Annotated in this window: 12 protein-coding genes and 1 pseudogene; 6 read left to right on the top strand and 7 right to left on the bottom strand. The window is 60.2% G+C overall.

The genetic code is table 11. From position 1 onward, the window contains the following. Both ACQ4WP_RS20365 and ACQ4WP_RS20360 read left to right on the top strand, forming a co-directional pair. Window positions 1-108: pseudogene (locus ACQ4WP_RS20365) on the top strand (IS5/IS1182 family transposase); the annotation flags it as partial. A gap of 207 nt (window positions 109-315) precedes the next feature. Continuing rightward, window positions 316-570, top strand: coding sequence for an acyl-CoA-binding protein (locus ACQ4WP_RS20360; protein WP_034782468.1), 255 nt, complete (start codon window positions 316-318; stop codon window positions 568-570). A gap of 139 nt (window positions 571-709) precedes the next feature. Here the strand turns inward: ACQ4WP_RS20360 and proX are convergent, their stop codons facing one another. The 4 genes from proX to ACQ4WP_RS20340 all read right to left on the bottom strand — a co-directional run bounded on the left by proX (window position 710) and on the right by ACQ4WP_RS20340 (window position 4,986). After that, on the bottom strand, window positions 710-1,768 hold the full coding sequence (gene proX, locus ACQ4WP_RS20355; protein WP_436523789.1) for a glycine betaine/L-proline ABC transporter substrate-binding protein ProX: 1,059 nt from the start codon (window positions 1,766-1,768) through the stop codon (window positions 710-712). Between the two features lie 12 nt (window positions 1,769-1,780). Beyond that, the gene (gene proW, locus ACQ4WP_RS20350; RefSeq protein ID WP_436523787.1) at window positions 1,781-2,890 is read right to left on the bottom strand and encodes a glycine betaine/L-proline ABC transporter permease ProW; all 1,110 of its coding nucleotides are present in this window, start codon (window positions 2,888-2,890) and stop codon (window positions 1,781-1,783) included. Then, window positions 2,887-4,122 carry a glycine betaine/L-proline ABC transporter ATP-binding protein ProV gene (gene proV / locus ACQ4WP_RS20345; RefSeq protein ID WP_436523785.1) on the bottom strand — a complete coding sequence of 412 codons (1,236 nt, stop codon included), beginning with the start codon at window positions 4,120-4,122 and terminating at the stop codon, window positions 2,887-2,889. The genes proW and proV overlap by 4 nt, the downstream gene beginning before the upstream one ends. A 579-nt stretch (window positions 4,123-4,701) precedes the next feature. Beyond that, entirely contained in the window at window positions 4,702-4,986 is a 285-nt protein-coding gene (locus tag ACQ4WP_RS20340; protein ID WP_436523783.1) for a polyhydroxyalkanoic acid system family protein, read from the bottom strand. A 199-nt stretch (window positions 4,987-5,185) separates the two neighbouring features. Here ACQ4WP_RS20340 and ACQ4WP_RS20335 point away from each other — a divergent pair, with 199 nt between their 5' ends. From ACQ4WP_RS20335 to ACQ4WP_RS20320, 4 genes are all read left to right on the top strand, one after another. After that, window positions 5,186-6,583, top strand: coding sequence for a gluzincin family metallopeptidase (locus ACQ4WP_RS20335; RefSeq protein ID WP_436523781.1), 1,398 nt, complete (start codon window positions 5,186-5,188; stop codon window positions 6,581-6,583). 96 nt (window positions 6,584-6,679) lie between these two features. After that, complete coding sequence (locus ACQ4WP_RS20330; RefSeq protein ID WP_436523779.1) at window positions 6,680-6,967, top strand: protealysin inhibitor emfourin; 288 nt, start codon at window positions 6,680-6,682, stop codon at window positions 6,965-6,967. A 333-nt stretch (window positions 6,968-7,300) separates the two neighbouring features. Next, complete coding sequence (gene fdxA / locus ACQ4WP_RS20325) at window positions 7,301-7,624, top strand: ferredoxin FdxA (protein ID WP_010395176.1); 324 nt, start codon at window positions 7,301-7,303, stop codon at window positions 7,622-7,624. A gap of 276 nt (window positions 7,625-7,900) precedes the next feature. Continuing rightward, window positions 7,901-9,121 (top strand): polyhydroxyalkanoate depolymerase, encoded by a 1,221-nt coding sequence (locus ACQ4WP_RS20320; protein WP_436523777.1) that lies wholly within the window; start codon window positions 7,901-7,903, stop codon window positions 9,119-9,121. Between the two features lie 67 nt (window positions 9,122-9,188). Here ACQ4WP_RS20320 and ACQ4WP_RS20315 read toward each other — a convergent pair whose 3' ends face one another. The 3 genes from ACQ4WP_RS20315 to ACQ4WP_RS20305 all read right to left on the bottom strand — a co-directional run bounded on the left by ACQ4WP_RS20315 (window position 9,189) and on the right by ACQ4WP_RS20305 (window position 13,348). Next, complete coding sequence (locus ACQ4WP_RS20315) at window positions 9,189-9,872, bottom strand: DOPA 4,5-dioxygenase family protein (RefSeq protein WP_436523775.1); 684 nt, start codon at window positions 9,870-9,872, stop codon at window positions 9,189-9,191. A 44-nt stretch (window positions 9,873-9,916) separates the two neighbouring features. Next, on the bottom strand, window positions 9,917-12,481 hold the full coding sequence (locus tag ACQ4WP_RS20310) for a TonB-dependent receptor plug domain-containing protein (RefSeq protein ID WP_436523773.1): 2,565 nt from the start codon (window positions 12,479-12,481) through the stop codon (window positions 9,917-9,919). A 126-nt stretch (window positions 12,482-12,607) separates the two neighbouring features. After that, entirely contained in the window at window positions 12,608-13,348 is a 741-nt protein-coding gene (locus ACQ4WP_RS20305) for a substrate-binding periplasmic protein (RefSeq protein ID WP_436523771.1), read from the bottom strand. Window positions 13,349-13,453: the final 105 nt, after the last annotated feature.

The following is a 13,453-nucleotide window of genomic DNA, read 5'->3' as shown; positions in this document are numbered from 1 at the left end:
TGGTTGGAAAAAAACAGGCGACTGTGGAAAAACTGCGAACGATGGCTTAACACCAGCTTGCAGTTCATCCACTTAGCTTTCTTGGCAATGCTGCTCAGGAGATTGTGAACAGGTTCTAAGAAGCAGGCCGCGCTCGCAAGACCGCGCCAGGCGCCGCCCCTCTTCATCGAGCGGCGGCGCTTTTGTTTTGAGTAAGCCCTCTAATGCACGGCGCCCTTTTTTCACTATGATGTCAGGCACTGCAGCATGCACGGTGGCCACTCCGCCGGGCCTGCCGCACTTTTCCAGCGATTCCATCAGCACACAGGAGCCATCATGAGTTTACAAGAGCAATTCGAACAAGCGCAGCTCGATTCCAAGACCCTGTCCGAGCGTCCGGACAATATGACCTTGTTGAAAATCTACGCCTTGTTCAAGCAAGCATCGAGCGGCGACGCCACGGGCGAGCGTCCTGGCATGACCGACTTCGTCAACCGCGCCAAGTTCGACGCCTGGGCGGCCCTGGCCGGCACCTCGAAGGAAGAGGCGCAACAGCAGTACATCGACTTGATCGAAGACTTGAAGGATTAAACGCGACAGACGCCTGTTTTGCAGAGGAATAGGCCAAAAACGGCTAAAAACTCACAAAAAACCACAAAAATAGGCCGAAAACGCAAAAGTGGCTACCAAAACGGTAGCCACTTTTTTTACGCCTGTCAGCAGGGCATATTTATTTTTTCACTGCCGTCAGCGCTTGCGCGATCCAGCCGTCAAACTTTTGCTGGTGGTACTTGATCCAGCCTGCCGTATGGCGGGCGATATCGGCCTGCGTGTTTTCACCGCGGCGCATGCGCTCGTTCTGCGCATTGATGTCCGCCACGGGCAGTTGCATCACTTCGAACAACTTGGCGGCGGCCGGGTTTTTCTCCGCCCAGGCCTTGTTGGACACGATGCGCGCCGTGTTGACGGCAAAGCCGTAATCGCTGCCATCGTCGAGGCGGGTATTCACCTTGTCCGGATTGGCCGAGAACGGCACCTTCAGCCAGACCACATCCTTGCCCGGTACCAGCACGCCACTGACCCAGTACGGCGTCCACGTGTAGTACAGGATGGGTTCGCCACGCTTGTAGCGGCCCAGGGTGTCGGCGATCAGGGCCGCATAGCTGCCCTGCACGTGCGTCACCGTCTTGCGCAATTTGTACGCATCCATGTGCGTCTCAATCAGCGCTTCGCAGCCCCAGCCTGGGTTGCAGCCCGTCAAGTCAGCCTTGCCATCGCCATCATGGTCGAACAGCTTGGCCAGGGTGGGATCGCGCAACTGGTCGATATTCGTGATGTTGTACTTCTCGGCCGTCGCCTTGTCGATCAGATAACCTTGCGCGGCAGGCCCCGCATACTGGCCCGTGCGCAACAGCTTGGCGTCGCCTCCCGCATTGTTATAGAAATCCTTGTGCATGGGGTCCCAGTGCACGGCCATGAAAGTGGCGTCACCGTTGGCGATGGCGATATGCGCGGTCGGATACTCCACTTCCTTGATCGGCTGCACTTCGTAGCCCAGCTTTTCCAGGGCCTTGTCGACCAGCATGGTCTGGAAGGTTTCTTCCGCGATCGAGCTTTGCAGCGGCTGTACCTTGACGCCCTTGCCGGGCAGCGCATCGGCAGGGGCAGCCGGCGTCTGCGCCATGGCCAGGCTGGTGGTCAGGGCCAGGGCGGCGAGCGCCAGGGCGGAAAACAACTGGAACTTGCGTTGCGATTTTTGCGTCACTTTAAAATTGTCAATTTGATGCATGTGTATCCTTTCTTATTGTGCGTTGGCAAGCGTGGCTTGCTGTGCGGCATTGGCTTCAGCCTTGGCGGTATTGCCGCGCACCAGGCGCAGCACAAAACCGGCAGGACCCGTCTGATACCAGTGGCGCACGCCGCGGCGTGGCTGGCCCATGGCTTGCGTCAAACGGTCCAGGGTGATAGCCAGCAGCACGATGCCCAGGCCGCCCACGGTTGCCAGGCCCATATCCAGGCGGCCGATACCGCGCAATACCATCTGGCCCAGGCCACCGACGGCGATCATCGAGGCAATCACGACCATCGACAACGACAGCATCAGCGACTGGTTGATACCAGCCATGATGGATGGCATGGCCAGCGGAAACTGTACGCGGGTCAGCAACTGCCACGGCGAGGCGCCATACGCGCGGGCCGCTTCGATCAGGTCGGGACGCACCTGGCGGATACCCAGGTTGGTCAGGCGCACCAGCGGCGGCAGGGCAAAGATGATGGTCACGATCACGCCTGGCGCATTACCGATACCGAACAGCATCACCACCGGTACCAGATACACGAAGGCAGGCGTCGTCTGCATGGCGTCCAGCATGGGGCGCAGGATATTCTGTGCGCGGTCGCTACTGGCGAGGAAAATTCCCAGCGGCAAGCCGATGGCCAGGCAGAACGCCAGCGACGTCAACACCAGCGACAAGGTGGTCATGGCTTCCGGCCAGATGCCCAGCATGGACACGAGCAGCAGCGCCAGCACGGTGCCGATGGCCAGCGTGCGGCTGGTAAATTGCCATGCCAGCAAGCCGATGATGGCGATCACGGTCAGCGACGGAGCGGCCAACAGCATGCCTTCCACGCCGGACAATACGCTGTCGATCGGCGCGCGCACGGCCTGAAAGAAGGGGCGGAAATGCGCCACGACCCAGCCCAGGCCCTGGTTGATCCAGCTTTCCAGCGGCAGCGAGCCGTCGAAAATCTGTGTCAGGTGAAAGCCGCTCGCATGTTCCGGCTGCACGGCAGGCGCGGCGGCGTCCAGCCAGGCGGTGCTGGCGTCGGTGGGCGGGGTCAGCGCCCAGGGATTGATCTGGGCGGCCTGTTCAACAACAGGTTCTACTGTGGCAACGGTGCTTGGGTTCATGCTTGTCCTTTCTGTAATTGTGGTTCGGCAATGGCTGGCGTATCGCGGTCGAGGAACTTCAGCAAGGTAGTCTTGCTGATGGCGCCGCGGAAGCTGCCATCATTGGCCACCACAGGGACGGCGTAAGGCAGTTGCGCCACCTGGCCGAACAGGCCGGCGACTGGCTCATCTGCATTGATGGTCTGCACGTCGGGCAGATAGGCATGCGCCAGGCCCAGCGGTCCCACATGGCCGTCGAGCGCATTACGCAGCGAATCGACCGAGACGACGCCGAGGAACTTGCGCTGCGGATTGACGACATACGCAAACGCGCGATCCTGCTCTTCCAGCATCGACAGCGCGGCGCGCGAGCCGCGGCTCGGCGATTCCGACACCACGATCTGGCTCTTGCGGGCAATATCGCTGGCCTTGAAGACGGCCGCTGCATCGACGCCGCGCACGAAGTTGCGCACATAATCGTTGGCAGGTTTGCGCAAAATCTCTTCCGGCGTGCCCACTTGCACCACGTGGCCGTCTTTCATGATGGCAACGCGGTCGCCGATGCGCATGGCTTCGTCGAGGTCATGCGAAATGAAAACGATGGTGCGGCGCTTGATTTGCTGCAAACGCAGCAGTTCCGATTGCATTTCCGTACGGATAATCGGATCGAGCGCGGAAAATGCTTCATCCATCAGCAAAATCGATGGATCGCAAGCCAGCGCACGGGCCAGGCCCACGCGCTGCTGCATGCCGCCCGACAATTCGTCGGGATAGCTGGCACCGTAGCCGTCCAGGCCCACTTGCTCCAAAGCTTGCTGGGCCAGCGCATGGCGCTCAGCCTTTGGCATGCCGGCCAGTTCCATGCCGAAGGCAGTGTTGTCGAGCACGGTAATTTGCGGCAGCAGCGCGAACGACTGGAACACCATGCTGATGTCCTTGCGGCGCAGGGCGCGCAGCTGGGCGTCCGGCAAGGTATTGATGTCGTTGCCATCGATCAGGATGCGGCCGGCGGTCGGCTCGATCAGGCGGTTCAGCATGCGCACCAGGGTCGACTTGCCCGAACCGGACAGGCCCATGATGACGAAGATCTCGCCCGCTTCAATGGTAAAGGTGGCGTCGAAGACGCCGATGGTGCAGTCAGTCTGGGCCAGGATGTCCTGCTTGTGAACGCCCTGGCGGACGAGTTCAAGTGCTTCTTCTGGCTTGTCGCCGAACACTTTGAACACATGGTCGATAATGATTTGTTTTGCCACGATGTGGTTCTCCCTCGATTTGACGAATGGAATGAAACCCAGCAAGCTGCTAGCTTGCGGCGGGAATCAACAAACCCTGTTGCGTCGGCTACGCCACGGCGCAAAAGCGCACGGGAGCGACAGGAAACAGGGGGTGACACGCGTGTGACCAGCGGATGGCCAAAGCCGATGCCGGGGTGCCGTGTGCGTGCTAAAAGAGGCTGTGGTTCAGGACTTTTAACAACGCTAGCGCCATGCAAATACATGGCACCAAATGTATTTAACCGAAAAAATCGATTACTTACGTTTAACTGGATGCGGGTGTAAAACCCAAAGAATTATTCACCACTCAGCGAGTGGGGAGTACTGCGAAGCAGAAGGTGAAACGCGGTGTAGCTGTTGTAAATATGACTCAAGTATAACGCAAAAAGCCAGCAAAGTCCAATGGCTTTCCAAATAGAAATGTGCTAGCAATGTTCGCTAGCGTACCGTCAAACGTGAAAAAGGCGAAAAGAGACGTGTTTTCATCGTCTTTTCGCCCATCGCTGCGACACGCTCCCTAGCACCAAAAATGGCACCCGGCAAGGTGCCAGCCCGGCATCAAAGCTGCTCGCCAAACACCTTGCGCATCTTCTCGGCAATCTTGCCTTCGATGGTGGAGGCAAAGGCGCTGAGCATGAAGCCCAACTTGATTTGCAGTTGCGCCTGCTCTTTTTCCAGGGTCAGCGAACCATCGACGCCGCTGCGCTCGAAGCGCAGCACATCGCCATCCCAGGCGCATGCCAGGTCATACTCCTGGGCCAGCTTGTCGGCCACTTGCTGCGCCGCTTCGCGCGCCTTTGCTGCTGTCAGCTTATGTTGCTGAACTATATTTATATCCGCCATCAAACGATCCTTTTATTAAAAACGGGGGCAATACGGCCAGCATCATACCAGCCGCCATGCGGCGGGCGCGACCATGCCCGCCACCGGCCCGGCAAAAAAACGGCCGCCGCCCCACATGTCGTTTGCGCTGCATCAAACCGCACACGCCGAAGCGGGACGACTATTCCAGTTCCAGTTGCGCGTGTCTTGGAGAGCTACCATGGACCAGAAAGTCATCGTGCCGGTCGAAGCCGTATTGACCAAATGCGTGTCCTTGCCCGTCGGCTATGTCCCCACCCCATCGGCGCCCTACCGCCAGCACCGCAAGAATGCGCAACTGACCCTGCAGCCGGGCCCACCCCGCCTCATCGAGGCAACGGCCCGCAACCTGGCCGCCGTGCCCATCGGTTCGCGCGTGCTGATCTGGAAACAAGACCCCTCCGTCAGCGACTTGGGCACGCGCAAGGCCTTCCTGCCCGGCCTGATCCTGCAAGGCCCGCGCGACGCGCGCATCACGTTTGGCGAACCGGGCATCGCGCAGGTCAGCCCGAATGCCTTCGGCGACTTCATCGTCTCGCCCAACACAGACCAGTTCGATGCCGTGCACACCTTTGCCATCGTGCGCATGACGCTCACCATGTACCAGCGCGCGCTGGCCAGCAACGACACGGCGCCGCCACTGCCCTGGCAATGGAATAGCGCCAGCAATACGGCGCCCCTGCGCGTGTTTCCGCACGGCTTGCCGAACGTCATGAATGCGTATTACAGCCGCAGCGACAAGGCCCTCAAGTTCGGTGACTTCATCCCCAGCGGCGCCGCCGAGCGCGTCTACACCTGCCGCTCGCTCGACATCGTCTCGCATGAAACGGGGCACGCCGTGCTCGATGGCCTCAAGCCGAATTGGCTGCTCAGCAACAATCCACCGCAAACGGGCGGCTTGCACGAATCGTTCGGCGACCTGACAGCGATCTTCCTCGCCCTGTCGCAGCTGGACCAGGTGGAAGCGGTGATCGCCCAAACGAAATCCGACCTGCACGACAAGACCTTCCTGGCCGACCTGGCCGAGCAGTTCGGCCTGGCGCTGGGCCGGCCAAACGGCTTGCGCAATGCCGACAACGACATCAAATTGTCGGAAGCAGGCACGGAAGTGCACGCCATCTCGCAAGTGTTTACGGGCGCCATCTACGACATCCTGGCCGACATCTTTTCCCACGAACGCCAGCCCCAACTGGAAGACGATGCGGCCGTGCTGCACCGCTGCGGCGACTACCTGCGCAGCCTGGTCCTGCGTGCCCTGGTGGCATCGCCCGAGCAAGCCGCCACGTATGCCGACGTGGCTGGCCACATGCTGACGATCACCGAGGCCGATGGCAATGGCGCCTACCTGGATTTCATCCGCAACAGCTTTACCGTGCGCGAAGTGCTCAAGGCCAATGCCATGACAGAAGATGGCCAGATGACCTTTTCCCCCGACGTCGTCGACGGGGACGGCGCCGTGCAAGACAGGCGCGCCTGCTGCGGTACCATGAACCATGCGGAATACAGCGAGTCGGACCAATTGCTCGAAGCGGAGCGCGAAGCGCTGGCCGCCTGGTGCCGCAGTTACGTCCCCCGCTAGACACCAGCGCACCAGCGCACCAGCACACCCGCTTCAAACCTGCCGGACTGGCGGCAGGCTATAGCGCGCCCATCACCATCGACAACAAGGAGCAACATGAAAATTTCAGCCCGCAGCAGCGGCGGCTTTGCCGGCCTGAGTGAACAGTATGACATCGATACGCAAGCCCATCCGGCTGGTCCCGGGCTGGAATCGGCATTGGCCAGTAGCGGCTTTTTCACGCACCAGCAAGCCACGGGCGAACAGGTGGGCGCCGATATCGCCCACTGGCAGATCACCGTCGATGCACCCACCGCGCGCCGCACCATCACGTTTGCCGAGGATGGCAGTGCAGAAAATGCACGTTGGCAACAGTTGCTGATGCAAATACGTGCCAGCACCTGATTTTTCTGGCACGTATTTTGTATCGATCTTGATTTGAGTAAAACAAAAACACCACACGGCAAGACAGCACGCCGCCCGCGCCGCACCCCACCGCATCGGGCGACTGTCGCTTTCTTGCCGCGTTCTTCATGGCAACGTCCCGGATAGTCGCTGAATTGCACTCTCTGCGCGGCAACGGCAACGCAAAAAAATGAATTTGCTTATATGTATTGTATATAAGCGGGATTTGTGAGAAATAGCGAATTGCCTTAAAATACCATGCTTTGCTTTAGTATGCGCCGCCGAGGTTCCTGCAGGCGCTACAGCACCTCCCCCCAAATTGATAGGACTGTTATGACCCACGTTGTCACCGAATCCTGCATCGCCTGTCGTTATACCGACTGCGTCGATGTCTGCCCGGTAGATTGTTTCCGGGAAGGCCCGAACTTCCTGGCGATCGATCCGGACGAATGTATTGACTGCGCCGTCTGCGTGGCAGAGTGCCCGGTGAATGCGATTTTCGCGGAAGAAGACGTACCGGGCGACCAGCAAGCCTTCATCAAGATCAACGTCGATCTGGCCCGCAACTGGCCTTCGATCACCAAGACGAAGGCTGCCTTGCCGGAAGCCGAGCAATACAAGGACGTCAAGGACAAGCTCGACATGCTGGTGCGCTAAGCGCACGGCAGTTGCGGCGGACATTCCGGCGGGAATATTCCTCCCCGCAGGGGCGTGGCGGCAAATAAATATACCAAAAGCAGCGGAAACGCTGCTTTTTTTTGCTTTTAAAACACCGTTGCAGGTCTATCCACGCAAGTGTGGCGCGCTGTCACATCGATGCGCAAACTATGGACCTATGCGCGGTAAAGCACATTTTGTCCTCAACAAATATCGTAGAATTGGATTATGATCTTTGAGCCGATATTGGCGCTTGGAATTAAACAAGGACTCTATATGCTTTACCAACTGCACGAACTGCAACGCTCTTTCCTCACTCCGGTGATGCAATGGGCAGACATGTCCTCCAAGTTATTTACCAACCCGGTTTCCCCATTGGCCCACACGCCGTTTTCGCAACGCATCGCAGCCGGCTACGAGCTGATGTACCGCCTTGGCAAAGACTACGAAAAACCGCAATTCGACATCCAATCCGTGCTCGTCCAGGGCGAGAGCGTCGACATCCGCGAACACGTTGTCGTGACAAAACCGTTTTGCCGCCTGATTCACTTCAAAAAAGAAGCCACTGGCTTGCAACAGCCCAAAGTTTTGCTGGTTGCCCCCCTGTCCGGTCACCACTCGACCCTGCTGCGCGATACCGTGCGCGGCTTGCTGGCCGAGCATGATGTCTACATCACCGACTGGACGGACGCGCGCATGGTACCGCTGACGGAAGGCCCGTTCCACCTCGACGACTACATTTACTATGTGCAAGAGTTCATCCGCCTGCTGGCGCCTGACTTGCACGTGATTTCCGTCTGTCAACCGACCGTGCCCGTGCTGGCTGCCATCTCGCTGATGGCGACGGCAAAAGATCCGCTCATGCCGAAGACCATGACGATGATGGGCGGCCCCATTGACCCGCGCCGCTCGCCCACGCAAGTGAACAACCTGGCGACGGAAAAGAAATTCTCGTGGTTTGAAAACACCGTGATCTACGCGGTGCCGCCGAACTACCCTGGCTTTGGCCGCAAAGTGTATCCGGGCTTCCTGCAGCACGCCGGTTTCATCGCCATGAACCCGGGCCGCCATGCACAAAGCCACCGCGAGTTCTACATGCACCTGGTGACGGGCGATGACGAGCCGGCGGAAGGCCACCGCCAGTTCTACAACGAGTATAACGCCGTGCTGGACATGCCGGCCGAGTACTACCTGGAAACCATTAAAACGGTTTTCCAGGAATTCAGCCTGCCGATGGGCACGTGGAAAGTGGGCGGCCAACTGGTGCGTCCGCAAGACATCACGAATGTGGCGCTGTTTACCGTGGAAGGCGAACTGGACGACATTTCCGGCGCCGGCCAGACGCAGGCGGCGCATGATCTGTGTTCCGGCATCCCTGCCGAGATGCAGCAAGACTTCGTGGCGCCGAAATGCGGCCACTACGGCATCTTCTCGGGCCGCCGCTGGCGCGAGATCATTTGCCCGAAAATCGGCGAATTCATCCAGAAACACGGCTGATAGGCCTCGTTTCGACCAAAACGGCACGCCAGCTTACCCTGGTGTGCCGTTTTCTTTTATGCCCAACTCATGTGCGCGACGTTTCGATTTTCACTGTCGGGCGCGTATTGACAAAAATCTGTTCGACTCTCGGCTCGCCTGGCCCCGGCTTCTTCATCGCATAGCCATTCACGGGCTGCGAACGGTTCACCCACAGCGCGTAATACAGATGGTCTGCACGGGGATCTTCCGTATTCGGGTGGATCAGTATCGTCAGGCCCAGGCTGTTCAGCTGCAACCACGGCACGATCACGGGCAACAGATCATTCGTAAAGCCAAAGTAAAACGACGGTGTCACGTGCGGGCCGCGCGGCTCCAGGTTCCAGTCGCCCAGTTCGATCTGGAAGCGCTCGGCCGCCCACTTGCGTATCAGCGCCGCCTTCTGATAGCTGTCTTCATCAAAATAGATGTGTGCGTGATAACTCTCGATATCCGTGTAGGCGCGCGGCTTGCCCGGCAAGGTTTCCTCGCCGGGCCGCACGCTGACAGGGCGCGGCGTGGCTGCCGTATCCGTATGCTCGCCCCACGGGCTCTTCCCGGGCGCTGGTTTCACACGTTTTACCGCGCCATCCTGCGCCAGCGCCGAACCAGCCAGGCCCGAAGCGGCCAGCGCCGCCACCAGTCCGCCGCCGCGCAAGACCGTGCGGCGTTGCGGCGACAGCAAATTCGCCCATTCCAGATCGATGGCGGCGTGTTGATTTTTGTCAGACATAGAGGATTTCCTGTTCTTGATGATCGATAGAGGGATGCAGCACATCAGAATGACAATGTTGCGCGGGCGTAGTAGTAAGCGCCAAGAACGCCCAATGGTCCCGAGTTGTCGTAGGCGCCCGTGTACTGCGCCAGATTCGCGACGCTGCGCGCTTCGCGCGGCACCTGGCTTGGCTTCTGGTCAAAGACATTGTTGGCGCCCACCGCCACGTTGATGCGCTTGCTGATGTCGTAGCCGACGCTGACATCCGTCACGAAGGCGGCCTTCAGCTGATAATCGCCGCCCGTGATGGCGTTCAGGCGCTTGAGCTTGCCGTAACGCGTCTCGCGCACGTTGAATACCCAGCCGGCTTTTTCATACGCCAGCGTGACGATCTCCTTGTCGCGCGGTGCGCGGTACAGCAAGTCGTACTCGGCCGATTTGCTCAGGGTGCCGATATTCGGCAAGCCTTGCAGCACGGCGGGCAATTCCGCCTTGCCCACCAGACTCGTATGGTTGATGTTCGCGGCCGCCGTCCAGCGCAGCTTGCCATCGGCCACGCGCAAGACATCCTCGGCCGTCAAGTCGATGCCGCGCGTGCGCGTGTCGCCCACGTTGGCAAAGTAATGCGCCACCAGGCCATTACCCACCGCCAAGCCCGCCGAGCGCAGCAGGTTTTCAATGACCGTCGCTTGCGTGGCCGTCAGCGGGCGGCCGCTGCCATCGAGCGCCACGCCCGAGCTGCGGTCGATGCCGATGTTCGACGACACACCCAGGCGGTCGCTGACCTTGATTTGATATGCGTCAACGGCAAAGCGCAGGGTGGGCGTAGGATTGAAGGTCAGCCCGGCCGACAGGTTCGTCGATTTCTCCGGTTTCAACGCTTGCGCGCCCAGTGCCCGCGCGGCGGCCGAATTCGGCTGCGCCAGGGTGTAGGGCACGCCCGCATGGTCCGAGGTGTTCGAGTACGCTTGCGTCACCAGGCTCGGTGCATGGAAACCGTTGCTGACGGTGCCGCGCAGGGCCACGGCGGGCGTGACGTCATAACGGGCCGACAAACGGCCCGTGGTCTTGCTGCCGAAATCGGAATATTTCTCGGCACGCAGGGCCGTATCGAGCAGCAATTGCGGCGTCAGCTTGGCCCCCAGGCCGATATACGCCGCATAGCTGTGGCGCGCCGTGTCGGACGCATCGACGGGCAGGTAACCGGCCAGCGCCGACGAGCCGCTGCCCTGCCAGGAAGCGGGTTCGCCCGGGCTGCGTTGCTGCGTTTCGTGCGAATACTCGAGGCCGACGCTGAGGTCAGCCGACTCGCTCAAGCCCAGCTGCACGGGGCGGCGCGCGTCGACGTTGGTGGTCGAACGGCTGTAGCGCTGATTGCCGATGCTGAAGTCGGTCTTGCCACCAGGATAAGTCAGCGAGTAATTGGCCGAGTTTTCCACGCCCACGTCGATATCGTCGCGGCCGTAGGTGCTGCTGATATCCCAGCTCCAGCCGGCCGTCTCGCCCTTGATGCCCCCCGTCAGCGCAACATCGTTTTCGCTCGTCGTTTCATACGGCGTGAATCCATCGGGATACACGGACAGCAAGCCGCGGTTGTTATTGAAAATGGTATTGGGCAGGCGGAAATTCTGCGCCGAGCGGGCATTGCGGTGCGCATACGTGCCGAAGCCGTACAGTTGCACCTCGTTCGACACGTCATAGCCGAGGTTGGCGCTCAGCGAGGCGGTCGTGCTTTGCGGCACGCCCGTATTGCGCCATGGATTGCTGTTGCGCTTCGCTTCGGCCGGGTTCGGTGAGGCACCGGCCGGCAAGCTGTTGTTCGGTCCCAATTTCACCAGTTGCCCATCGCTGTTGCGCACGGCTGGATACGACAGATAGCCGGGATTCAAGCCGAAATTGCGCACCGCGATGCCCTGGCGCTGGACTTCGGCGCCGAAGTGGGCAAAGCCGTGCTCGCCCAGGCGCGTGCCGCCATCGATGCGCACGGAACCGTTCGTGCCATCGCCCTCGTCGGTGGAACCGAGCTGCGTGCCGAAGCTGCCCTTGTCATCCGCTTTCAGGATGATGTTGATGACGCCGGCAATGGCGTCGGAACCGTAGATGGCCGAGGCGCCGTCACGCAAGATTTCCACGCGGGCAATAGCACCCGTGGGTATCAGGGCCAGGTCGGTGGCGACGGAACCGGGAAAACCATCCTCATTGACGATGGCTGTCGTATGGCGGCGCTTGCCATTGACCAGCACCAGGGTATGCGAGGGATCGAGGTTGCGCAGCTGACCGGCGCGCACGATGCTGCCCAGGTCGGGCTGCACGCGGGCTGGCAAGTTAAACGACGGCAAGGCCGTGTCCAGCGCATCGAGCAGATTCAATTTGCCCGTGGCCAGCAATTGCTGCGCGCTGATCACGTCGATGGGCGCGGCGCTGTTGGCCACCGTGCGGCCCGTGCCGCGTGCGCCCGTGACGATGACGGCGTCAAGCGGGGCGCCAGCCAGCGCGCCAGCGCCGTCCGGCGCCGCTTGCGCATACGCTGCGCCGGGCGCCCCCAGCGCGAGCACGGCCACCGAGACGGCGTGCACCAGTTGCCGCAGGCGCGGGGCGGGATCTTGCTTGTGAAACAATTCCAGCATACGAAAGCATCCTTTCAAAGTCGTCAACACAGTGGCTGGAGACTAAAGGATGGACAAACAAACAAGAACGAATGGTTTCGTATTTAGATATTTCGTTTTGGCAATTAACAACAGTGACGTGGGACGTCAGGGAGTGATGGGGGCAGTGGCCAGGCTCTGGTCGAGTCGCTTCCAGTAATCGCGTTCCAGCCTGGCCGTGTCGATGTCGCGCGCCGCCTCGTTGAAGCGCTTTTGCTGCGCGGCACCTTCGGCATCGCGCTGGAAGCACACATGCACGGGACGCTCCTTGAAGATGGTATCGATGATGACGATGCGCTCACGCTCGGCCTTGCTGAAGTTGCGTCCCATCAGCAGGTGCTGCAGGACATGGCGCTCGATGACGATCACGCGGTAACGCTTGATGAACAGTTTCTTCAGATTCGTGGCGTCGTTCAAGCCCTCCTCCGTCTTCAGTTCGCCACGCGCCACCATGCCATCGAACTGTTCGCCATTCGAATAGCCGGCCACGGTGCCGATGCGCAGCTTGCCCAGCTCCGCCAGAGTGGCGCCGGGCATGCCATCCTCCTTCAGGTAGGCCAGCACACCCTGCGTGTTGCCAACCGGAACAGAAAAGTGACAGAGTTTTTCCCGTTCGGGCGTGCGCCAGACGGCCAGGAAACCGACGTAGCGGGGACTGGCCAGGCCAAACTGCATGGCGCGCTTCCAGGGGAAATATTCATATCTGACCGTATAGCCGAGACGCTCGAAGATGGCGCTGACCATCGCGCCCGACATGCCATCGGCAGGCAGACTATGGGAAATGAAGGGCGGCCAGTCTTCCGCGGCGAAGCGAACGATACGCGAGCTGGCAACGCCCGGTGCCGCCATGGGGGCGCTAGCCTGTCCGTGCGCAGCGGCAAGCGTAGAGTGCATGAACAAACAGAAGGGCAAACCAACTGTCCGGAGGAAACGCATGTTTTGCTCCTATGGCCT

Source organism: Janthinobacterium lyxosi (assembly GCF_051380665.1).
GTDB lineage: Bacteria > Pseudomonadota > Gammaproteobacteria > Burkholderiales > Burkholderiaceae_D > Janthinobacterium.
The sequence above is the reverse complement of the archived record's forward strand: the minus strand, read 5'-3'. Positions and strand labels throughout refer to the sequence as shown.